Raw genomic sequence first — 20922 nt, forward strand, 5'->3', positions numbered from 1 at the left:
AGCAGGCTGCCGGAAGTTGTGTCCGTTACTCGTCTGGCGCTCTGCCCTGGGCTCTCATGGCGTCTGCAAGTACCACCAACTCAACATCAACAGGCGTGTTTCTACACCCAACAGGGGTCGCTTCCCTCTGAGAACACCGCAGCGGCTCGACAGGCGGCGACGAGATCGGGTGTAGTTGACGGCGATTCGATCAAGAGTTGGTGGTACTTGCAGGACATTGTGGGCACCCAGCGAGGCCAGAGGGTTCGGATACCACTTTCGGCCAGGTGCTTAGGTCCTGCTGGGGGAGGCCCGGTCACCGTTCGGTGGCCGGGCTTTCTTCGTTCGTGACGCCGAACGGGATGTGCACGCACGGCACCGTCTGGATCAGGTGCCCGCGCTGGTCGTCGAAGAAGATGTGCGGCTTCAACACGTCGAGGATCGGCGCCTTCCGCAGCCCTCCCAGGAAGAACGCGTCGTTCACCGTCAGTCCCCACGCCTTGAGGCTGTTGATCGCCCGCTCATGTGCCGGAGCACTGCGCGCGGTCACCACGGAGACGCGGACGCGGTCCTCGGCGACGCGCTGGATCCGGTTGATCCCGGCGAGGAAGTCCCGCAGCGGCCCCGGATCGAGCGGCGTGACGACGTTCGTGGCCTCGTGCTGCTGGAACTGGTCGAGGCCGCCGCTCTGGTAGATCCGCTCGGACGCGTCGTCGGCCAGCACGCCGTCGAAGTCGAACGCGATCCGCAACGCCGGGTCGTCGTCGTCCTGATACGAGGACTTGAGCACCTGGCCGGCCGGAAGACCGGCGGCGCTCGCCTTGCGGACGTCGTTCTCGTTGGCGGACAGGAAGAGCGACATGTTCAACGCCGGCATGAACTCGTGCGGCGCGCGGCCCTGCGTGAAGATCGCCCGGGAGATCGCGAGCCGGTGATGGGCGGTGGAGCGGAGGATGCGCAGACCGGTGTCGGGGGAGTTGCTGGACAGCACGATCACCTCGACCAGCGGGCCGAGCGAGTTGAGCTGCAGCAGCCTGCGGATGAACGGGAACGCGACCCCGGCGGCGAACGGCTCGTCGAGGTGGGCTTCCTGGTAGGCGCGGTAGGCCTCTTCGCCCTCGGCCTGGAAGACGGCGTCGGACTCGGTCAGGTCGAACAGGGCGCTCGACGCGACGCCTACGACCAGCAGGTTCTCCAGGCTGGGGGCCATGTGTCCTAGATCGTAGTCGCCGCGTCGAGCGTTTCCGGGCTGACGTGATCAGCTGTTGTGCGTCCACCGCTGGTTGGCGGTGCCGGCGCAGTCCCAGAGCTGGAGCCTGGTGCCGTCGGCGGAGCTGTTGCCGGTCGCGTCGAGACATCTGCCCGACCCCGCGTTGCGCAGCTGGCCGTTGGCCTCCGCGGTCCACTGCTGGTTGCCCGCACCGGTGCAGTCCCAGAGCTGCGTCATGGCGCCGTTGGCCGTGCCGGACGCGTCGAGGCACTTGCCCAAGGCGCGCAACGTACTGCCGTTGCGGGTCCACTGCTGGGCGTTCGTGCCGTTGCACGTCCAGAGCTGCACGGCGGTGCCGTTGGTCGCGTTGGCGCCGGCCACGTCCACGCACTTGCCGCCGATACCGGTGATGGTGCCGCCGGTGGGCGGATTCGGGGTGCCGCCGGACGCGGTCTCCCAGATGGCGTTGAGCAGGCTGGTGGCACCGGTGGTGTCCTGCGACAGCTCCCAGTTCATGATGCCGCCCGCGTTGGACAGCGCCCACGTCGTCTTGCGGCGGATCGTCGGCAGGCCGTTGTAGCAGTTGCCGTTGTAGCAGTCGCGGTTGGCGTTGGCAGGGTCCTGGCGGACCAGGTCCGCGTAGGAGATGTAGGTCGGCCGGCTGTAGAACGGCACCCCGAGAACGGCCTTGCTCGCCGGCAGTCCGCGGTTCTTCCAGAAGTTGACAGACGCGATCGACCAGTCGTAGTTCGCGTGCGGGCTGCCGCCGTCGTAGGCCATGATGTTCAGCCAGTCGACGATGCCGAACACCGCCGGCTGCACGCCGTTGGCCGTGCCGCCCTCGGACACGACGGCCGCGGTGAGGATCTTGCCGCGGCTGTGCAGCTGGTCGCCCAGTTGCCGCATCAGCAGGGTGTAGTTGTCGCCCTCGGCACCCGGATCCGGGTACTCCCAGTCGATGTCGACCCCGTCGAGGTTGTACTGGCCGACGAGGTTGACCAGCGCGTTGACGAACGTCGTGCGGCCGTTCGCGCTGGCCGCGAGGATCTCGAAGTTGTCGTCGTTGCCGTTGTTCCAGCCGCCGACCGCGATCGCGACCTTGACGCCGTTCTGGTGGCCGAGGCTCACCAACTGCTGCAGCTTGCCGGGGTCGGGAACGCCCTGGAGCGTGCCGTTGGAGTTCGGCAGCACGAACGAGTAGTTGATGTGCGTCAGCTTGCTGTACTGGATGGTGCTCACGTTGCCGGCCCACGACGGCATGTAGCCGACGCTCTTGAACCCGGCGGGATAAGCGGCCTGCGCGGCAGGCGCCATGACAGTCATCGTCGCCGCGGCGGCGGCCAGCGCGAGGCCGGCCGCACCGAGGCGTGATCGGAGTGAACGCATTGCAGGGGTTGCCTTCCACTTCGTCGAGCGCCCACCGCGACGTTAGTGGTCTAGACCGGTTGCTGGAAGATCAACTCGGGACCGGAACTGGTTCCGGTCACCGGAGATAGGACGCCCCGTTGACGTCGATGATCGTTCCGCTGGCCCAGGTGGCCTTCTCGGTCGCCAGCCACGCGACGGCGGCGGCGACCTCCTCCGGTTCGGCGACGCGGCCGAACGGGCTCTGCGCCCGGATCGCGTCGCCTTCCGCGCCGGCCATGAGGTCGGTGACCATGTCGGTCCGCACGAATCCCGGTGCGACACCGGCGACCGCGATGCCTTGCGGGGCAAGCGATTGCGCCAGTGACTGGGTCAGCGCGTGCAGTCCGGCCTTCGCGGCGCCGTACGCGGGTGCGTCGGGTTCGCCGCGGTAGGCGCCGCGCGAACCGACGTTGATGATCCTGGCCCCGCTCGTCATGTGCCGGACCGCGTGCCAGGCGAGGTCGGCCGGCCCGTACAGGTTGAGCTCGATCGTGCGACGCCAGGCCTGTTGCCACTCGTCGAAACCGGTCGTCGCGATCGGGTGGAGGAAGTAGATGCCCGCGTTGTTGACCAGCACGTCGAGGCCGCCGAGCTGCTCGACGGTGCTGGTGACGACCTGTTCCGCCTGGTTCGCGCCGAGGTCGCCCTGGACGGTGACGTGACCTGTGCCAGGAAGGTTCTCGGCGACTTCCCGTGCCTCGTCCGCGCCGGAGCGGAAGTGGACGGCGACCCGATGGCCGCTTTCGGCGAGGGCGTGGGCGATGGCGGCACCGATGCCGCGAGAAGCTCCGGTGACGAGTGCGCGTCGAGTCATGATCCCTAAGCCTGGCTGTCGATCATCCATTTGCCGTTCACCTGCACCAGCGTGAACGTCTGGGTCTCGGTCAGGGCGACGGTGTTGCCCTGCATGTACTGCAACGTCGCGGTCACCACGTTGTCGCCCTGTGGCACGGTGCTCGACACGTTGACGCCCGTGTACTGGCTCCACCACTGCTGGTATTCCTGGAAGGTTTTGGAGCGAGCGGCCTTGAAGCGGTCGGTGAGCGTCGCGTAACCGGTCTGGAGATCGCCCGGGATCAGCGCGTAGTACGCCACGATCGCCTGCGCCGCGGTCTGCGGAGGGGTTGCGGGCGGCGGTTGTTGTGTCTGGCCCTGGCTCGGGGGGGTCTCCGGGGTGCTCTGCGGCGTCGTCGGGGAGGCCGACGACGCCTGCGGCGGGGCCTGCGACTGGTCGGTGGCGGGCGGGTTGGTGCTGGAGTTGCCGGCGGAGGAGGACGAGCTGGCCGGCCCGGCGTTGTTGCGCTGGTTGCCGCCCTTGGGCCACAACAGGAACGAGCCGACGCCCACCGCGATGACGAGGAGCACGATCGCGATGGGGACCAGCGGGAACTTGCGGCGGTTCTGCTCGGGTTCCGGCTGGGGTTCCGGCGTCACGGGAGGCGGCGGCGTGTAGACGGGCGTGGGTTCGGGTTCGGGCTTCGGTTCCGGCGCGGGTTCTGGCTCCGGTTCCGGCTGTGGTTCGGGCTCGACGACCTCGGGGGCCGGCTCGGGCTGCGCGGGCGGGGCGGTGAGGCCGGCCGCCTCCACCGCGGCGGCACCCGCGACCAGACCGGCGGCGGCCGTCGCGGCCTCCTGCTTCGACTTCTCCTCCGGCTGCGCCTCGGCCGGCAGTTCCACCGTGGCGGGGATGACGACGGTCGCCGCGGAGACCTGCGGCGACTCGTTCACCACCGCGGCCAGCAGGTGGACGGTCTCCTCCATGGACGGGCGGCGCTCGGGTTCGTTGGACAGCAACCGGAACAGCACGGGAGCGAGCAGCGGGCCCGCGTTGGCCGGCGGCATGATCGACCCGCTGGCGACGCGGTGCAGCATCGCGATGTGGTTGTCGGCGGTGCCGAACGGCGGGCCGCCCTCGACGGCGGTGTAGAGCGTGGCGCCGAGCGAGTAGACGTCGGAGGGGAGACCGGCGTCCTCGCCGCGGGCGACCTCGGGGGAGAAGTAGGCGGGGGTGCCGACGGTGCCGGTCATGGTGGCCGTGCCGTCGTCGGTGGCGCGGGAGATGCCGAAGTCCGTGATCTTGACTTCCTGGTCGCCGATCAGCACGTTGCCGGGCTTCACGTCGCGGTGCTGGATGCCGTGGCGGTGCGCGGCGGCCAGGGCGGCGGCGGTGTAGCAACCGATGCGCGCCACCTCACGGGGCGGCAGGGTGCCCTGCTCGGCGACGACGGCGGCGAGGCTGCGGGAGGGGAGGTATTCCATGATCAGCCATGGCTGCCCGTCCTCCTCCACGACGTCGTAGACGCGGATGGCGTTCGGGTGTTCGAGACGGGCGGCGAGGCGTGCCTCGCGCATGGCTCTGGCTTTGGCGCGGTCGATCTTGGCTTCGTCCAGACCGTCCAGCGCGAGTAGTTCCTTGGCCGCGACGACGCGGTGAAGCTGTTCGTCGTACGCCTGCCAGACGACCCCCATCGCCCCCTGTCCGACTTTTTCGCGCAACCGATAGCGGCCCGCGATGAGCCTGCTGCTCTCCTCCACGCCTGTGCTCCCGTCCCCTTTGATCACTCACAAGTGTGACGGTTGCCGCGTTCTCCATTGACCGTAACCCCATGTGGGGGTATCTATGGGGTTATGCCTAAAATCAACGTGTACCTACCTGATGACCTGGCGGAAACCGTCAAAGAGCTCAACCTGCCGGTGTCGGCGATCTGCCAGCGCGCGTTGGAGGTCTCCGTGAAACGGATCACGTCGGTTCGCGGACTGACACCAGCGGACCTCGACAGTGAACGGGGTTCCCAGCTCACGCAGCGACTACGCACCGTGATCCGGTTGGCTTCGGAGTCGCCGGTGGTGACGACGGCCTCGCTGGCACAGGCTCTCGTCGACGAGGGTGGCAACCTGGGGCTGGACGTGTTGCGCGCGATCGACATCGACCCGCGGACGCTGCGGTTCCCGCCGGCGGAGCCCTCGGGGTCCGGGTTCGCTCCCGATGCGGTCAACGCGTTGGAACTGGCCGTGGTCGAGGCGATCGCGCTGGGGCACAACTACGTGGGCTGCGAGCACTTGCTGCTGGGACTGGTGGCGGAGCCGGACGGGCCGGGCGGCGAGGTGCTCCGGTCCCTCGGTGCGGATCTCAAGGGCGTGCGCCGGGCCGTGCAGACAGCGCTGGCCGGCATCGTTCACCTGCAGAAGCAGCAGGCGGCGACCCCGGACGCGGCCAAGATCCTGGAGATGATCATGGCTCGACTGGACCGGCTGGAGAAGCACGCCGGTATCGGCTGACCAGTTCGGCGCCGATGTCGGCGAGGTGTTCCTGTACTTCCCGGGGTGATTCGACGGTGATCAGGCCGCCCCAGCCGGCGACGTTGCGGGCGATGTCGAGCGGGCGTGGGGCGGTCAGTTCGACCCTCGTGTGGCCTTCGGTCGTTCCCACGACCGTGCAGTGCCGGCCGTGCTGGCCCTGGAAGATTTTCAGGAACCGGTCGGGCACCAGGATCACGGAGGTGGTCTGGGAGCGGCGTTCCTCCATCTCCGTGACGACCTTGTCCCAGGCCCCGGTCAGTTCGAAATCGGCGGGCCTCGACGCCGGTCGGCCGGTGAGCGTGACGCCCATGATCCGGTCGAGGCGGAACGTGCGCTGGCCGTCGCGGGTGCCGGCGATGAAGTACCAGGTGCCGTCCTTGTCGACGAGGCCCCACGGGTCGACCGTGCGGCCTTTCGGTGCCTCGCCGCGTTTCTGGTAGGTCAGCCGGACCTGGATCTGCTTCACCACGGCTTCCTGGAGCTGTGACACGAGCACCGGCCGGTCCTTGGTGTCCTCTCCCCACGCCGCGGTGTCGACGATCGTCGCCTCCGCGGCGGCTTCCGCGTCGGCTCGGAACGTGTGCGGCAGCGCTTTGACGAGTTTCCGCAGCGCCGACTTGATCTCTGGGGCGACGGACGCGGCCGGGCCCGCGATCAGGAACAGCGCCTGGGCCTCCGCCGAGGTCAGGCCGCTGAGGTCGGTTCTCGCGCCGCCGATGAGCTGCCAGCCGCCGCCTCGTCCCGGTTGGGGGTAGACGGGCACGCCGGCCGTCGAGAGTGCCTCCAGGTCGCGTCGCGCGGTGGCTCTGGAGATCTCCAGCTCCTCGGCCAGCTCGGCGGCGGTCACCCGGCCGCGGGCCTGCATCAGCAACAACGTGGCGACTAGACGGTCTGCGCGCATGTCTCCAGGTTTCTGGCAAAAGTGCTCACTGGATGAGCACTTTACGGCCGAAGCTGAAACCACACCGACCGAAAAATTGAGGGAGCTACCGATGTTGCGAGGCATGTCGACCCTGACCTTCTTTGCCGACGACGTGGAGGAGGCGCGGGCCTGGTACGCGTCGTTCCTGGGGATTCCCGCGTACTTCGAGCGCAGCACTCCGGACGGCGTGCTCGCGTACGCCGAGTTCCGGATCGGCGACTACCTGGCCGAGCTCGGGATCGTTCAGCGTCAGTTCGAAGTGACGCCCTCGGAGAAGCCTGCCGGGGCGGTCCTCTACTGGGCCGTGGACGATCTGGACGCGACGCTGGCCAGGCTGCTCGAACTGGGCGCGCGGGTGCACGACGAGCCGCGAGTGCGCGGCGAGGGGTTCGTGACGGCGTCGGTGATCGACCCGTTCGGCAACATCCTCGGAGTCATGACGAACATCCACTACCTGTCCGTCGTCGAGCAGAACCGGGACGAACGTCGCGGGTGAGAGCCGTCATTCGCCGCTGCAAGCACCCGTTTCTGCGGGCCTGGCGCACGCCGCGGCTCGCGCACCGGCCGGAGTCGGCCAGACCGTGGCTCGTGACCGTCGCGCGCAACCTCGTCATCGACGGCGTGCGGCACCGCAACCGCCGCCCGCGGGAGACCGGCGACGGCGCGCTGGCGCACATTCCCGCGGCACGCTGCGAAATCTCGCGCGTCGTCGACTCGATCACGCTCGCCGAGGCGATGGCGAAGCTGACCCCGAACCGGCGTGAGGTCGTCGTGCACATGTACCTGCACGGCCGCACTCCGGACGAGGTCTCCGCGGTGCTCGGGGCATCCCGGTCGGCACGGTGAAGTCGCGCGTCCACTCGGCCCTGCGCACGCTGCGGTCGCATCTCGCGACCTCGGACCTGTGCCTGGCCGCCTGATCGATCCCCGCTGTGATCGACCCAGCACCTGATCGATCACAGCTGGATCGATCTGCGCGCACGGTTCGTCTTCGGCGACCTATCCTGCACAGATGCCGACGCAGCTCGCCATCACCGGACATCGCGGCCTCTCCGCCGAACTCGAGGCAGAGGTCGACCAGATGATCCGTGCTGTCGTGGCTCAGAACGGCTCGCTGGTGGGCGTGTCCTGTCTGGCCGACGGTGCCGACGCGGTGTTCGCGCAGGCCGTGCTGGACGCGGGTGGGTCGCTCGTCGCCGTGCTGCCCGCGGCGAGGTACCGCGAGGAGCTGCCAGAGGACTACCGGCCTGTGTTCGACCAGCTGCTGGCGCGGGCGGGCAAGGTCGTGCAGCTGCCGTACGTCACGCCCGACGAGCACGCCTACATGGAGGCGGGCAAGCGGATGATCGACGAGTCGGACTCGCTGCTGGCGGTGTGGGACGGGCAGCCTGGCCGTGGGTTCGGCGGGACCGCCGACGTCGTCGCCTACGCGCGGTCGCGAGGCGTGCCGGTCACCGTTCTGTGGCCCGAGGGCGCCGACCGCTGAGCACCCGCAGCAGCACGGCGGGGCGGAACAGCGCCGCCGGGTGGTCGACCATCTGCGAGACCCGGATGAACGACCGGTAGACCTGCCGGTTGCCGGGGACGGCCTCGAACAGGCGCTTGATGTACCACCGCATGAACCGCGTGCCCAGCGGGAGTTTCCTGGTGCTCCAGCCCAGGTCGGTGGTCGTGGCGGAGGCCCAGGGGATCCGCGCGGTTTTGGCGATGGCGTGCTGGAACGTGAGCGGTTCCTTGGCCAGGTCGTGGTCCTGGAGGAGGTTGCGGAGTTCGGCGGCGTTCAGGGCGGCGAGCGTCATGCCGTGGCCGTGGACGGGGTTGAGCGAGACCACGGAGTCGCCGAGCGCGAGCAGGCCGCGCGGCCAGTTGGGCACCTTGTGGAAACGGTTCCAGCGGCTGCGCAGGTTGGCGGCCTTGTAGATCTGCGACGCCGGGGTGGCGGTCTTGATGATCTCCGCGATGTCCTGGCACTCGAGCGTGGCGGCGTAGGCGAGGAAACCGTCCTCGTCGGTCGGGGCCACCTCGCCGCCGGCGCCGAAGAGCGTCACGAACCACAGTCCGCCGTCCACCGACGACACCGCGCCGCCGCGTTTCGTGGTGGGCGCGTGGGTGCTCTCGCAGGCGGTCTTCCAGTCGAGCTTCAGGTCGTGGTTCACCTCGTAGAGGCGCGAGGTGTAGGCGAGGTGGCCGTTGACGATCATCGGCGCCGGGCAGTGGACGCCGTGTTCGGCGAGCCAAGACACCAGCTTGCTGTTGCGGCCGGAGGCGTCGACCACGAGGTCCGCGTAGTCGGTGTAGGGCGTGCCGTCGCGCTGGCCGTGGACGCCGGTGACCGTGCCGCGGTCGTGCAGCAGGCCGTCGATCGTGACACCGTCCACAACGGACACGTTGGGCAGCTTCAGCACCCGGCGGCGGATGATCCGCTCGATCGTCACCCGCGTCATCGAGAGCACGCTCAGGCCGAGGTGGTCGCGCGGCGCCCAGCCCGCCGGGACACGGCTCAGGACGTCGCTGCCGAGATCCGCGCGGACCGCGCCCGCGTCCTCCAGTTCGGTGCCGAGCCGGGGGAACAGCGTCTCCAGCACCTCGGCGCCCCGGGCCAGCAGCGCGTGCGGGTGGTGGGCCTGGGGGACGCCCGCGCGGTAGCCGTTCGCGTTGCCTGCGGCGCTGTTGTTCGCGGCGCTGTTGTTCGCGGCGCTGTTGTTCGCGGCACTGTGGTTCGTGGTGCTGTTGTTCGCGGGGTCGGTCGTGATCTGGTCGCGTTCCACCAGGACCACGTCGCCGTACGACTCGGACAACACCCTGGCCGCCAGCAGTCCCGCGAAGCCGGCGCCGATGACGAGGGCGCGGTCGGAGTACATGGCGGACATGCTGGCAGAGCCGGACGCCCGGAACGATCCCTCTAAGGTCCCTACTTACGACAGCTTGGCGACAAGTTCGGCGCGGCTGCGGACGCCGAACTTCGCGAAGAGCGACTTGAGATGGTCCTGCACGGTGTACGGCGAGATGGCGAGCCGTGCGGCGATCTCCGCCGTCGGCTGCCCGGCGAGCACCTCGTGGCAGACGTCCTGCTCACGGGCGGTCACCCCGTACGCCTTGAGCAGCAAGCCCATCAGTTCCGCCTTGGACGCCCGGCTGATCGTCACCGCGGCCTCGAAGTCGTCGTCGGACACGAGTTCGCTCGCCTCCAGCAGGATCCAGCCGCCGTGCGCGTCCCGGACCCTGGCCTTGAACGGCCCTGTCCTGGCTCCCGCGGCGGCCGCTCGCAGCATCACCGCGAACCGTCCCGGCGCGACCTCCTCCAGCTCGTCGCGCCACCGCGCGGCCGAGGCCGTCGACGCCCTGATCGACCCGTCCCGCGCCACCACGACGATCGCGGGCGCGCCGGACCTGGTCGCGGCCGTGCGTGCCGCGACACGGGTGGCGGCGCCCAGCGCGGGTGCCACCGAGGCCATGAACTCCGTCTCGCGCTCGCTGAAGTCGCTGGTGCGCACCATGCCGGCCGCGCCCCAGCAGGTGTCGTCGGCGCGGAACAGCGACCGCAGCTCGTGGGTGAGTCCCAGCGGCCGCCAGACCTCGTTGAGGCGGATCGACCGCTTGTCCTCCAGCCGCGCCACCGTGTCCCCGCGCCGCGCCAGCTGTGTGAACGTGTGCGGCTCGCCCGGCGTGTACTCGCAGGTCGCGAGCAACGGCTCGTACTGCTGCGGGATGCGGTTGACGCCGCTGGTCATCGAGCTGATCGCGCCCGAGTCGGGGTCCATCGACGCCCAGCAGGTGAGCTCGCACGGCACCACTCGGTCCACCAGCGCGATGGCCGCCGCGTGCAGCTCCGCGACGTCGAGCCCCGCCGACGCGAGTGCTGTGACGTCGCGCCGCACGCCCTGCGCCCGGCCCTCCCACATGGTTGGCAGTATGCGCCGCTCCCGATGGGTCCGGGCATCCCAGTTTTCCGGGATACCGCGCGCTGGTGTGTCGCACGGACGCTTTTGCGCATGACGACCACAACAGCCGAAGAACTGACCGCTCCCGACGCCACCGTCACCGTCCGCATCTCCGGCAAGGACACCGGCGGCGCCTACGAGTTGTTCGAGGTGGACGCACCGCGCGGCGAGGCCGCACCGCCACACCGCACCCCGTGGCCCAAGTGCTACTACGTGCTGCACGGACGCATGGCCGTGTTGCTCGACGGCGAACTCCACGACCTCTCACCGGGTGATGCGATCGCCATCCCGTCCAACGCGGCGCACACGTTCACCGTCCACACGCCGTCCGCGCAGTTCCTGGCGTTCGCCGTCGGTGAGGCCATGAGCGCCTTCTTCCGCGACCTGTCCGCGCACGGCCTGGAGGCCCTGCCCCGCCACGGCGTGACGCTATGAGTGCGGTGACGAGATGAGCGCCGTTGCCCAGATCGCGGCGGTTGTCGCCGTTGTCGTGCATCTGGTCGTGTGGGTGTGGGAGGCGTTCCTGATCCACCGGGTCCACTACAGCGTGTTCCGGCAACCCGCTTCGGACGTGCCGGCGATCCGGCTGTGGGCGTTCGGCGTCGGCTTCTACAACCTGTTCCTGGCGTGCGGCCTGATCGCCGGCCTCATCGCCGTGCACACGGGCCACGAACTGGTCGGCCGCACGCTGGTGGTCTACGTGTCCTGGTTCATGCTGCTGGGCAGCGTGGTGCTCGCCGTCGCCGACCAGCTGGCCATGAGCAGGCCGCGCAACCAGGCGTGGGGAGGCGTCGCGGCGGAAGGCGTCCCACCCCTGGTGGTGCTGCTGTTCCTGTAGCGCGGTGTCCTCCAGCACCGGCGCCTGGCCCAGTTCGGACGCTCGAGTGACCGCCGGAGCACGCCGGATCATCCCGACCGGCGGACGAGGAGCGCGACCAGCGCGATCACCACGAGCCACGCGCCGAACAGGTAGGCGGCCACGGCCGGCACGCCCGCGATGGTCCCCCGTTGTTCGCGACGGTGAGCAAAGGAGGTAGGAAGAGCACGAGACCGGTGGTCGCGGCAAGGATTGTCAGGCCGGTGAACCGTTTGTCATCCCTGGCGCCTCGTCGCACCCGTCACCACCTGTCGAACATGGTCGACTCGCCAGTCAGGCGATTCGCGAGCGCAATACGAACGGGGGAATTCAGCTAAGCGGACATGACGGAAGTCCATGCTGTATCTAGTAACAAGACTGTTTGGGGGAATCGTTCGTGAAGACAGTGGAACTGCCCGACGGAGCCGTGATCACCGGGCGCGGCCTGCGGAACGGCAAGATCGTGGAACCGCATCCCCAGTACGGGGTATATCTGCAGCCCAAGGCTGTCGACGTGCCGTGGCCGCACGACTGGATCGACTGGCCGGACTTCCGTCTGCCGCGTGATCATGACGCCGCGATCAGGTTGATTCGCGCTCTGCACGCCCGCGCGCTGGCCGGCGAACGAGTCGAAGTGGCGTGCAGCGGCGGCGTCGGACGCACCGGGACGGTCGTTTCGTGTTTGGCCGTGCTGGCGGGTGTACCCGCTGATGAAGCCGTGGCGTGGACGCGCGCGAATTACCACCCGCGCGCGGTCGAAACGCCCTGGCAAAAGCGCTGGGTCAGGCGCTTTCCAACTCTTTAGGAATCGAGTTCGAGGACGGTGCGCTTGTGCACCAGCTCGATCACTCCTGGTGACACCGAGTCCCCCGCCTCCAGCAGGCGGGGGAGCAGGTCGGCCTCGGTGAGGACGGCCCGGAAGTACATCTCGACGGTGACGTCGTGGTCCGGCCGGTGCACGACGGTGATCTCGTCGCCGGGGGCGATCAGCCCGGCCTCCAGCACGCGGAAGTAGGCGCCGGGCCGGTTGACCTGCGTGAACCGCTTCACCCAGCCCTTCTGGCCCAAGAAGCCGGCGAACGTCCGGCACGGCACGCGCGGCCCGGTGACCTCCAGCAACGCGGTGCCGACGCGCCAGCGTTCGCCGACCAGCGCGTGCGTCTGGTCGATGCCCTGCGTGGTCAGGTTCTCGCCGAACTGGCCGTTGCGCAGGTCGACGCCCAGTTCGGCCTGCCAGAAGTCCAGGTCCTCGCGGGCGTACCCGTACACGGCCTGGTAGTCGCCGCCGTGGTGGTTCCAGTCGCCGATCACGTCGCCGTGGACGCCGCTGCCCCCGCTGCCCTTCGGACCGGGCGGGCTGACCTCGAGCGGCCCGTCGACGGGCCGCTTGTCGATCGCGGTCACGCCCTTCTTGGCGTAGTCCACCGGGATCGTCTTCTGGGCGATGTTCAGCGAGAGCACGACGGGCATGCGCCCGAGACTATTGGCCGACGGCCTTCGCGGCGATCGAATTCACGTAGTCCTCGTACTTGCCGACCTTGTAGGTGATGAGGTCCATGCACTCCTGCAGCTGGACCATCTGCTGGCGGACGCGTTCCTGGTGCTCCTTGAGGATGTCCAGGCGCTGCAGCTCGTTGCCGTCGCCCTGCCGGACCAGCTCGGTGTAGCGGCGGATCTCCGGCACCGGCATCCCGGACATGCGCAGCAGGATGCACATGCGCAGCCAGTCGATGTCCTGCTGCGTGTACACCCGGCGGCCACCGGGTCCTCTGTGGACCTGGTGGGCGAGGATGCCTTCCTTCTCGTAGAAGCGCAGCGCGTGCACGCTCAGCCCGGTGCGTTCGGCGACCTGTCCGATGCTCAACTGCATACGTCCGAGCATATGGTCTTGACCTAGAGGCGACTCTAGTTCGTAGGTTTTCGCTCATGACCATGCGTTATCGCGTACTCGGGGGAACCGGCATCGAGGTCAGTCACCACTGCCTCGGCGCCATGATGTTCGGCGATGTCGCCAACAAGGACCACGACGAGGGCGTGCGGATCATCCACCGCGCTCTCGACGCCGGCATCAACTTCGTGGACACCGCCGACATGTACTCGGCTGGGGAGTCGGAGGAGATCGTCGGCAAGGCTCTCGCCGGCCGCCGCGACGACGTCGTGCTGGCCACGAAGGTGCACTTCCCGCTCGGTGAGGGCCGCAACCGCAGCGGCAACTCGCGCCGCTACGTCGTGCGGGCGGTCGAGGACAGCCTGCGGCGTCTGCAGACCGACTGGATCGACCTCTACCAGGTGCACCGGCCGGACTACTCGACCGATGTCGAGGAAACGCTCTCGGTGCTCACGGATCTGGTGCGGGCGGGGAAGATCCGCGCGTTCGGGTGCTCGACTTTCCCGGCCGAGGAGATCGTCGAGGCGCACCACGTGGCGCTGAACCGCGGCCTGATGCGGTTCCGGACCGAGCAACCGCCGTACTCGATGCTGGCGCGCGGGGTCGAGCGGTCGGTGCTGCCGACGGCACAGCGGCTCGGCATGGGCGTGCTGGTGTGGAGCCCGCTGGCCAGCGGGTTCCTGTCGGGCAGGCACCGGAAGGGCGCGTCGGCAGAGGCGTTCCGGGCGACGCTGACCCCGGACCGGTTCGACGAGTCGTTGCCGAAGAACGCGGCGAAGTTCGACGCGGTGGAGGAGTTCGCGAAGCTCGCCGACGAGATGGGGGTGTCGCTGCCCGCGCTGGCGATCGCGTTCGTGACGTCGCATCCGGCGGTGACCTCGGCGATCACCGGTCCGCGCACGATGGAGCAGCTGGAGTCGTTGCTGGAGGGCGCTTCGCTGGTGCTGACCGACGACGTGCTGGACCGGATCGACGAGATCGTGCCGCCCGGCACCGACACCTACGACGTGCACGGGTTCTGGAAGCCCGCGTCGCTGCTGGAAGTCCACCAGCGACGCAGGCCCCTCGATCAGCGTTAGTGGCGCGACCCGGAACGTCGGCGAGGTGATCCACGCTCAGCAGGGCGCCTCGCGGCACCGGTCTGACCGCGAATTCCCCCGGCAACGCTCCGGCCACACCACTAGCTCACCACGCCTGGGTGGTCAGGCCGGTGCCGAGGTAGATCTGGTCGTAGCCGTTGCCGTCGTTGTCGTCGGTGTACACGACGGTGACGCGGCCCCACGGGTCGACGCCCACGGCGGGCTCGTCCTGCCTGCCGGTGGCGTTCGAGACGGTCAGCTGTCGTTCGGGCCGGCCGGTCGTGGTGCCGTCCGGGTTGTACACCTGCGTGTAGACGTCCTGCGCCTCCGCCGTGGTCACCGCGACGCCGAGCTGGTCGTCGATGCCGATCCGCGGGTCGGTACCGGTGGTCTGGGCCGTTCCGGCTCTGGCCGCACCGGCCGCGGTGAACGACTGGGTGCGGACACCGGACTGTTCCCAGGCGATCGCGAAGTCACCGTTGAAGTTGGCGGCCACGGCAGGGCGTTTTCCTTGCCCTGTAGTGGTTTGCGCCTGCTTGACGCCGCCGGACGGGGTGAGGATCTTGCGGGCGATGTTCGCGTCCGCCTCCCACACGACGATCGCGTTGCCCGCGGCGCCCATCGCTGCCTGGGGCTTCGCGTGGGTACCGCCGGCGTTGTTGACCTGGGCCTCGTAGGTCTTGCTGGAAATGGACGCGAACCCGCTCACCCGGACGGTGGGCGGGTTCGTGCCCTGCTGGTCCTCCCAGGTGACCGCGAAGCCGCCGGTGTCCGGATCCGCCGCCACGCTGGGGAAGTGCTGCTGGCCGTCGGCACTGGCGTTGGCCGTGCCGGAACCCGAGACGGTGCCGCTGGCGCTGACCGAGCGGACCGCGATGTTGTAGTAACCGTTGCCGTCCGGGTCTTCCGACCACACGACGACGGCGCTGCCGTTCTCGTGCAGTGCCACGTCCGGCTGCCAGTGGCGCCAGTTGCCGGTGCCGCCGGTGCTCAGTTTCTTCTCGTAGACGGAGGTTCCCTCTTTGTAGAGCCGGATCCAGACGTCCGAGTGGATCGGGTCGGCGGGGTTGGTGGTGTCGCGGTCGTCCTCCCACACGACGGCCGTGTAGCCGTTGCGGGTGGCCGAGACGGACGCGTTGTCCTGGTCGCCGGTCGAGTCGGTGTTGACCGTGGACCACGTCATGGGCGCGGGGGCCAGCAGGAGGCTGGCGATCAGCAGTGTCTTCACGGCGCCTGCAATCCGGGGTTCGTGGCCTCGACGACGTAGCTGCCGACGGTCTTGACCGGGTAGTCGCGGACGGTGACCTTGTCGACGGCGCGGAAGTCGACCTGCATCTGCGTGGAGTTCGTGCGGGTCCTGACGTAACCGCGCAGGTTCTTGAAGTACTTCACGTGCGGGTTGAGCGTCGGGTTGAGGCTGTTGTCGGCCGCGTTGCCGTCGCCGCCGGACGTGATCGACGTGGTGACGAGTTCGGTGCCGATGATCCGGTTCTGGGTGCCGTAGTTCTGCATGAGGTTCGCGGCCCAGCTGCGGTGCACGTCGCCGGTGAGCACGACGGTGCCCTTGTTGCCGTTGGTGTCCCACGCGTTCTGGATGCGGGTGCGGTTGGCGGTGTAGCCGTCCCACGCGTCCATGCTCTTGGAGCCGTCCGCGGCCGCGAGGCGCTGGGCGAAGAACACCTGCTGTCCCAGGAAGTCCCAGGTGCCGAGCCGCTGGCGGAGGCCGTCGATCAGCCACATCTCCTGGGAGGTGCCGGTGAGCGTGCGCGCGGGGTCGTCGGCGGCCGGGCACACCTTCGTGCCGTCGCCGCACGCCTGGTCGTCGCGGTACTGGCGGGTGTCGAGCAGGTGGAACGTGGCGAGGCTGCCCCAGCGGACCCTGCGGTGCAGCAACATGTTCTCCGCCGTCGGTGCCTGAGCGCTCCTGAGCGGCATGTGCTCGTAGTACGCCTTGTACGCGGCCGCGCGGCGGGCTTTGAAGTCACCGGCGGGGCTGGTGTCGTTGCGGACCAGGTTGGCGTAGTTGTTCTCGACCTCGTGGTCGTCCCAGACGACGAGCCACGGCGCGGTGGCGTGCGCGGCCTGCAGGTCCGGGTCGGTCTTGTACTGGGCGTGACGGACCCGGTAGTTGGCGAGCGTGCTGATCTCGGCGTCGGGCTCGAACTCGCGGACCTTCGTGGTGGTGGCGGCGCCTTCGTAGATGTAGTCGCCGAGGTGCAGGATCAGGTCGGGGTGTTCCTCGGCCATCCGGCGGTAGGCCGTGAAGTAGCCCTCCTCGTAGTGCGAGCACGACGCGAAGAGCATGGTCAGTTCGGGTTGCGTGCCGACGGCCGGTGCGGTGAGGGCGCGGCCCGCGGGGGAGATGTGGCCGCCGGTGCGGAAGCGGTACCAGTACTCACGGCCGGGTTCGAGGCCGGTCAGGGTGACGTGGACGGAGTGTGCGCTCGCCTGCTGGGTGGTGACCGTGCCGGTGCGGGCGATGGCGGTGAAGCGTTCGTCGGTGGCGACCTGCCAGTCGACCGCCGTGTTGGTGTTCGGCATGCCGCCGAGACCGTCGGCGTTGAGGGGGCTGGGGGCGAGTCGGGTCCAGATCACGAACCCGTCGGCCGCCGGTTCGCCGGACGCGACGCCCAGGGTGAAGGGGTAGCCGATGGCGTTGGCCGGACTGGAGGTGAGGACTCCGGCGCTCGCTCCCGCGAGGCCGCCCACGATGAAGGTGCGTCTCCGTAACGTGGTCATGACCAGCAGGCTTACCGAACGCGGGTAAAGGCCCGCCTAACGGTGTGCGGCTTCAGAGTGGTTTCCCACCAAGCAAAAGCCGCGTGGTCGTCCGGGTGGATGTCGAAGGCGTCGGCGAGCAGTTCGGCCGCGGAGAGCGGGATGCCGGTGTCCTGGACGGCCCGGTAGAGCAGGGCGACGTGGTCGCGGGACCAGGATTCGAGGCGCAGGCCGGGTAATCGTTCGGCCTCGCAGCACGGTTGGGCGCACACGACGATGTCGAACCACTCGTCGTCGTGGTCGTTGAACGCGACCGTGACGCCGAACCGGTCCGGGTGCAGCGCGGTGACCTTGCTGTGCCGGATCTCGTAGTGCAGCGGGCAGGGCAGGGCGGCGAGTCGTTTCGCGGCGTGCAGATCGGGGCCGTCCAGCCGCACGGGTTCCGGGCGCGTGCCGTGGTCGAGCACGACGACCTCCCACGTGCTGCGGGTCAGTCGTAGTGCGGTCGCGAGACCCGCGACACCGGCGCCGACGACGAGTGCCGTGCCCGCTGAGTTGGCCATGACCAGCCCCTTCCCCCTAGGATTGAGGCTAGCGAACGTTCAGAAATTTCTGAAGACAGGGTGACTGTGACGAGCGAGACAGATCGCAGGGAAGCGGCCGAGAGCCTCGCGCTGGCGCTGGTCGGCGCCGGGATGCAGCGGATGGCGTCGCGGGCGCTGGCGGCGTTCTTGTTCTCCGACAAGGAATCTCTGACCGCGGGGGACCTGGCAGAGGAGCTGGGCGTGAGCGCCGGATCGGTGTCCGGGGCCATCAAGACGGTCGCGCAGATGGGCCTGATCGAGCGGATGTTCGTGGCGGGTAGCCGGCGTGAGCACTTCCGGATGCGTGAGAACGCCTGGACCACGTTGTACACGCAGCAGCACGTGGTCATCGACAACGTGCTCGCGGCGGTGGACAAGGGTGTCGACGTGGTCGAGCCCGGCCGTGCGTACGACCGGCTCACCTACATGCGCGACTTCTACCGGTACCTGCTCAGTGAACTGCCGGTGCTGGTGGAGCGCTTCGAGCAGCAGCGCCGTGGCGGATCCCGTCCATGATGAGGTCCAGCATCCGCTTCGCCTGATCCGGATCGCCGTTCTGGGCGACGCTGATCAGCAGCGCCATCACGTCCGTCGGCTCGGTCCGCGCCTCCAGTGCACCCAGCAGCGTTTCCAGCGCGGCCGTCATCTTGGCTCGGCTGTGCTCGAACGGGTTGATGCCCAGCGCGATGACGGCCTGCAGCGCGTCCTTGAGGTCGCGCTTCGTCGCGATGTAGGCGATGAAGCGGTTCATCCACTCCCGCAGCGCGGCTTCCGGCTCGTGGGTCTGCAGGAGTTCGGGCGCGGCGTCGCAGAGCTTTTCCAGCTCCGTGCGGTAGACGGCCTCGATCAGGGCCTCGCGGGTGGGGAAGTGCCGGTACAGCGTGCCGATGCCGACGCCGGCCTTCTTGGCGATGGCGCCGAGTGTCACGTCCTTCTCGTGGGTGAAGGCGTCGAGCGCCACCTCGAGCAGCACCCCGCGGTTGCGGACAGCGTCAGCACGCACTTCGTCATCACTCCAACGTGTCACTTGCTAAACGGAGGACCCTCCGGTTACTGTGGAACCCGAACCGGAGGAACCTCCGTTTCAGTGTACGACACAGGTTGGGGATTTGAGATGAGCGAGCGCATCACCACCCCGTTCGGCTTCGAGAGCACCGCGCTCGAGGTCGTGGACGGCGTCGACCTCTCGGGCCGTCGCGCCGTGGTCACGGGTGGAGCGTCGGGCATCGGCGTCGAGACCGTGCGGGCGCTGGCCGCCGCGGGCGCCGAGGTCACCATCGCGGCGCGCAACATCGAGGCGGCCCAGCGGGTCGCCGCCGAGTTGTCCGCCGCCACGGGCAACAAGAGCATCTTCGTCGCTCCGCTGGAGCTGACCTCGCAGGACTCGGTGAAGGAGTTCGTCCGCTCGTGGGACGGCCCGCTGCACCTGCTGATCAACAACGCGGGCGTCATGGCCACCCCGCTGACCCGCACGCCGGAGGGCTGGGAGCTCCAGTTCGCCACGAACCACTTCGGCCACTTCACGCTGACCACCGGCTTGTTCGACGCGCTGCGAGCCGAGGGCGCGCGCGTGGTGAACGTCAGCTCGGCCGGCCACCTGTCGAGCCCGGTGGTGTTCGACGACATCCACTTCGAGCGCCGCGAGTACGACCGCTGGCAGGCGTACGGCCAGTCGAAGACGGCGAACGTCCTGTTCGGTGTCGAGGCCGGCCGGCGCTGGGCTTCCGACGGCATCACCATGAACGCCCTGATGCCGGGCGGCATCCTGACGGCGCTGCAGCGCCACATCACACCCGAGGAGTTGCAGGAGCGCATCCGCCTGCGCGGTGGCGGCGACAAGCCGCTGCAGCTCAAGACGCCGGAACAGGGCGCCGCCACCACGCTGGTGCTGGCCGTGTCCCCGCTCGTCGAGGGCCGCTCCGGCCTCTACTTCGAAGACTGCGTCGAGGCCCTGCCGCACACCCCCGGCATGACCAGCGGCCTCGCCCCCTACGCGATCGACCCCGAAGCAGCCGCCCAGCTGTGGAAGGTCTCCGAGGAAACCCTGAAGGTGCAAGCATGATCACCACTGGATTCGGCTTCGAGACGACCGCCCTGCAAGTCGTCGAGGGCGTCGACCTCTCCGGCCGCCGCGCCATCGTCACCGGCGGAGCGTCGGGCATCGGCGTGGAAACCGTGCGAGCCCTGGCCACGGCCGGTGCCGAGGTCACCATCGCCGCCCGCGACATCGACGCGGCCCAGCGAGTCGCGTCGTCCCTGTGCGCCGCCACCGGCAACAAGAAGATCTCGGTGGCAAAGCTGGACCTCTCGTCCCAGAGCTCGGTCAAGGCGTTCGCCCGCAACTGGGACGGCCCGCTGCACCTGCTCATCAACAACGCCGGCGTCATGGCCACCCCACTGACCCGCACCCCGGAGGGCTGGGAACTCCAGTTCGCCACCAACCACTTCGGCCACTTCGCCCTGACCCAGGGCCTGTTCAACTCGATGCGAGCCGAAGGCGCCCGCGTGGTGAACGTGAGCTCGTCCGCGCACCTGATGGGCGAGGTCGTCTTCGAGGACATCCACTACGAACACCGCGACTACGAGCGCTGGCAGGCCTACGGCCAGTCCAAGACCGCGAACATCCTGTTCGGCGTGGAAGCCGGCCGCCGCTGGGCCTCCGAGGGCATCACCATGAACGCCCTGATGCCCGGCAGCATCGCCACGAACCTGCAGCGCCACCTGACCCAGGAGGAGTTGCAGGAGCGCATCCGCCAAAGCGGCGGCGCCTCGACCCGCCGCATGAAAACGCCAGAACAGGGCGCCGCCACCACCCTCGTGGTAGCCACCACCCCACTCCTGGAAGGCATCTCCGGCAGGTACTTCGACGACTGCAACGAGGCCGCCCCGCACATCGCCGGCGACCCCCGCCGAGGCGTGGCCGCCTACGCCCAGGACCCGGAGTCCGCCTCCCAACTCTGGAAGCTGACCGAGGAAACCCTCTGGTCCCTGAAAGCGGCCTAACGCCCCACCCGGCCAGGGGGTGCGGCCGCGGCCGC

Annotated in this window: 24 protein-coding genes; 11 read left to right on the forward strand and 13 right to left on the reverse strand. The window is 68.9% G+C overall.

All coding sequences use genetic code 11. The features are described from left to right. Positions 1–295: 295 nt before the first annotated feature. The 4 genes from B0F77_RS42630 to B0F77_RS42645 all read right to left on the reverse strand — a co-directional run bounded on the left by B0F77_RS42630 (position 296) and on the right by B0F77_RS42645 (position 5131). Entirely contained in the window at positions 296–1189 is an 894-nt protein-coding gene (locus B0F77_RS42630) for a 5'-nucleotidase (RefSeq protein WP_086668774.1), read from the reverse strand. 48 nt (positions 1190–1237) lie between these two features. Further along, a complete protein-coding gene (locus B0F77_RS42635; RefSeq protein WP_086668775.1) occupies positions 1238–2575 on the reverse strand; it encodes a glycosyl hydrolase family 18 protein in 1338 nt (445 codons plus the stop codon). 97 nt (positions 2576–2672) lie between these two features. Continuing rightward, positions 2673–3410 (reverse strand): SDR family NAD(P)-dependent oxidoreductase, encoded by a 738-nt coding sequence (locus tag B0F77_RS42640; protein WP_086668776.1) that lies wholly within the window; start codon positions 3408–3410, stop codon positions 2673–2675. A gap of 5 nt (positions 3411–3415) precedes the next feature. Further along, positions 3416–5131, reverse strand: a complete 1716-nt coding sequence (locus B0F77_RS42645) for a serine/threonine-protein kinase (protein WP_086668777.1) — start codon at positions 5129–5131, stop codon at positions 3416–3418. Positions 5132–5224: 93 nt separating this feature from the next. Here B0F77_RS42645 and B0F77_RS42650 point away from each other — a divergent pair, with 93 nt between their 5' ends. Continuing rightward, positions 5225–5875, forward strand: a complete 651-nt coding sequence (locus B0F77_RS42650; RefSeq protein WP_086668778.1) for a Clp protease N-terminal domain-containing protein — start codon at positions 5225–5227, stop codon at positions 5873–5875. Here the strand turns inward: B0F77_RS42650 and B0F77_RS42655 are convergent. After that, complete coding sequence (locus B0F77_RS42655) at positions 5829–6797, reverse strand: helix-turn-helix transcriptional regulator (protein ID WP_086668779.1); 969 nt, start codon at positions 6795–6797, stop codon at positions 5829–5831. The two genes, B0F77_RS42650 and B0F77_RS42655, sit on opposite strands and share 47 nt — an antisense overlap. Before the next feature lie 103 nt (positions 6798–6900). Here B0F77_RS42655 and B0F77_RS42660 point away from each other — a divergent pair, with 103 nt between their 5' ends. The 3 genes from B0F77_RS42660 (at position 6901) to B0F77_RS42670 (ending at position 8304) form a co-directional block, all read left to right on the forward strand. Continuing rightward, positions 6901–7314, forward strand: coding sequence for a VOC family protein (locus B0F77_RS42660; RefSeq protein ID WP_245849426.1), 414 nt, complete (start codon positions 6901–6903; stop codon positions 7312–7314). Beyond that, complete coding sequence (locus B0F77_RS42665; RefSeq protein ID WP_086668781.1) at positions 7311–7664, forward strand: sigma factor-like helix-turn-helix DNA-binding protein; 354 nt, start codon at positions 7311–7313, stop codon at positions 7662–7664. The genes B0F77_RS42660 and B0F77_RS42665 overlap by 4 nt, the downstream gene beginning before the upstream one ends. A 166-nt stretch (positions 7665–7830) precedes the next feature. Beyond that, positions 7831–8304: a hypothetical protein gene (locus B0F77_RS42670; protein WP_086668782.1), complete on the forward strand. Its 474-nt coding sequence runs from the start codon at positions 7831–7833 to the stop codon at positions 8302–8304. Here the strand turns inward: B0F77_RS42670 and B0F77_RS42675 are convergent. Further along, the gene (locus B0F77_RS42675; protein WP_158102986.1) at positions 8270–9679 is read right to left on the reverse strand and encodes an FAD-dependent oxidoreductase; all 1410 of its coding nucleotides are present in this window, start codon (positions 9677–9679) and stop codon (positions 8270–8272) included. The two genes, B0F77_RS42670 and B0F77_RS42675, sit on opposite strands and share 35 nt — an antisense overlap. A 54-nt stretch (positions 9680–9733) precedes the next feature. After that, positions 9734–10720 carry a helix-turn-helix transcriptional regulator gene (locus B0F77_RS42680; protein WP_086668784.1) on the reverse strand — a complete coding sequence of 329 codons (987 nt, stop codon included), beginning with the start codon at positions 10718–10720 and terminating at the stop codon, positions 9734–9736. A 90-nt stretch (positions 10721–10810) separates the two neighbouring features. Here B0F77_RS42680 and B0F77_RS42685 point away from each other — a divergent pair, with 90 nt between their 5' ends. From B0F77_RS42685 to B0F77_RS42695, 3 genes are all read left to right on the forward strand, one after another. Then, positions 10811–11194: a cupin domain-containing protein gene (locus tag B0F77_RS42685; protein WP_086668785.1), complete on the forward strand. Its 384-nt coding sequence runs from the start codon at positions 10811–10813 to the stop codon at positions 11192–11194. A 13-nt stretch (positions 11195–11207) separates the two neighbouring features. After that, positions 11208–11597: a DUF1304 family protein gene (locus B0F77_RS42690; RefSeq protein ID WP_086668786.1), complete on the forward strand. Its 390-nt coding sequence runs from the start codon at positions 11208–11210 to the stop codon at positions 11595–11597. 424 nt (positions 11598–12021) lie between these two features. Then, entirely contained in the window at positions 12022–12420 is a 399-nt protein-coding gene (locus B0F77_RS42695; RefSeq protein ID WP_245849427.1) for a protein-tyrosine phosphatase family protein, read from the forward strand. Here the strand turns inward: B0F77_RS42695 and B0F77_RS42700 are convergent. Beyond that, positions 12417–13085 (reverse strand): MOSC domain-containing protein, encoded by a 669-nt coding sequence (locus tag B0F77_RS42700; protein WP_086668788.1) that lies wholly within the window; start codon positions 13083–13085, stop codon positions 12417–12419. The two genes, B0F77_RS42695 and B0F77_RS42700, sit on opposite strands and share 4 nt — an antisense overlap. A 10-nt stretch (positions 13086–13095) precedes the next feature. Beyond that, on the reverse strand, positions 13096–13485 hold the full coding sequence (locus B0F77_RS42705) for a MerR family transcriptional regulator (RefSeq protein ID WP_211294313.1): 390 nt from the start codon (positions 13483–13485) through the stop codon (positions 13096–13098). 62 nt (positions 13486–13547) lie between these two features. Here B0F77_RS42705 and B0F77_RS42710 point away from each other — a divergent pair, with 62 nt between their 5' ends. Further along, positions 13548–14582: an aldo/keto reductase gene (locus B0F77_RS42710; protein WP_086668795.1), complete on the forward strand. Its 1035-nt coding sequence runs from the start codon at positions 13548–13550 to the stop codon at positions 14580–14582. Positions 14583–14688: 106 nt separating this feature from the next. Here B0F77_RS42710 and B0F77_RS42715 read toward each other — a convergent pair whose 3' ends face one another. The 3 genes from B0F77_RS42715 to B0F77_RS49430 are packed head-to-tail and all read right to left on the reverse strand — an operon-like array spanning position 14689 to position 17863. Beyond that, positions 14689–15810 (reverse strand): hypothetical protein, encoded by a 1122-nt coding sequence (locus B0F77_RS42715; protein ID WP_245849429.1) that lies wholly within the window; start codon positions 15808–15810, stop codon positions 14689–14691. Further along, complete coding sequence (locus B0F77_RS42720; RefSeq protein WP_086668790.1) at positions 15807–17321, reverse strand: alkaline phosphatase D family protein; 1515 nt, start codon at positions 17319–17321, stop codon at positions 15807–15809. Before B0F77_RS42720 ends, B0F77_RS42715 begins: the two co-directional genes overlap by 4 nt. Positions 17322–17332: 11 nt before the next feature. After that, a complete protein-coding gene (locus B0F77_RS49430) occupies positions 17333–17863 on the reverse strand; it encodes an FAD-dependent oxidoreductase (RefSeq protein WP_086668791.1) in 531 nt (176 codons plus the stop codon). Between the two features lie 66 nt (positions 17864–17929). Between B0F77_RS49430 and B0F77_RS42730 the strand changes: the two genes are divergently transcribed. Further along, positions 17930–18400 (forward strand): GbsR/MarR family transcriptional regulator, encoded by a 471-nt coding sequence (locus B0F77_RS42730; RefSeq protein WP_245849433.1) that lies wholly within the window; start codon positions 17930–17932, stop codon positions 18398–18400. Here B0F77_RS42730 and B0F77_RS42735 read toward each other — a convergent pair. Further along, positions 18336–18887, reverse strand: a complete 552-nt coding sequence (locus B0F77_RS42735; RefSeq protein ID WP_245849435.1) for a TetR/AcrR family transcriptional regulator — start codon at positions 18885–18887, stop codon at positions 18336–18338. The two genes, B0F77_RS42730 and B0F77_RS42735, sit on opposite strands and share 65 nt — an antisense overlap. A gap of 111 nt (positions 18888–18998) precedes the next feature. Between B0F77_RS42735 and B0F77_RS42740 the strand changes: the two genes are divergently transcribed. After that, the gene (locus B0F77_RS42740; protein WP_086668793.1) at positions 18999–19946 is read left to right on the forward strand and encodes an SDR family NAD(P)-dependent oxidoreductase; all 948 of its coding nucleotides are present in this window, start codon (positions 18999–19001) and stop codon (positions 19944–19946) included. Then, a complete protein-coding gene (locus tag B0F77_RS42745) occupies positions 19943–20887 on the forward strand; it encodes an SDR family NAD(P)-dependent oxidoreductase (RefSeq protein WP_086668794.1) in 945 nt (314 codons plus the stop codon). The genes B0F77_RS42740 and B0F77_RS42745 overlap by 4 nt, the downstream gene beginning before the upstream one ends. Positions 20888–20922: the final 35 nt, after the last annotated feature.

It is taken from the genome of Lentzea kentuckyensis, from assembly GCF_002150765.1.
GTDB classification, from domain to species: Bacteria; Actinomycetota; Actinomycetes; order Mycobacteriales; family Pseudonocardiaceae; genus Lentzea; species Lentzea kentuckyensis.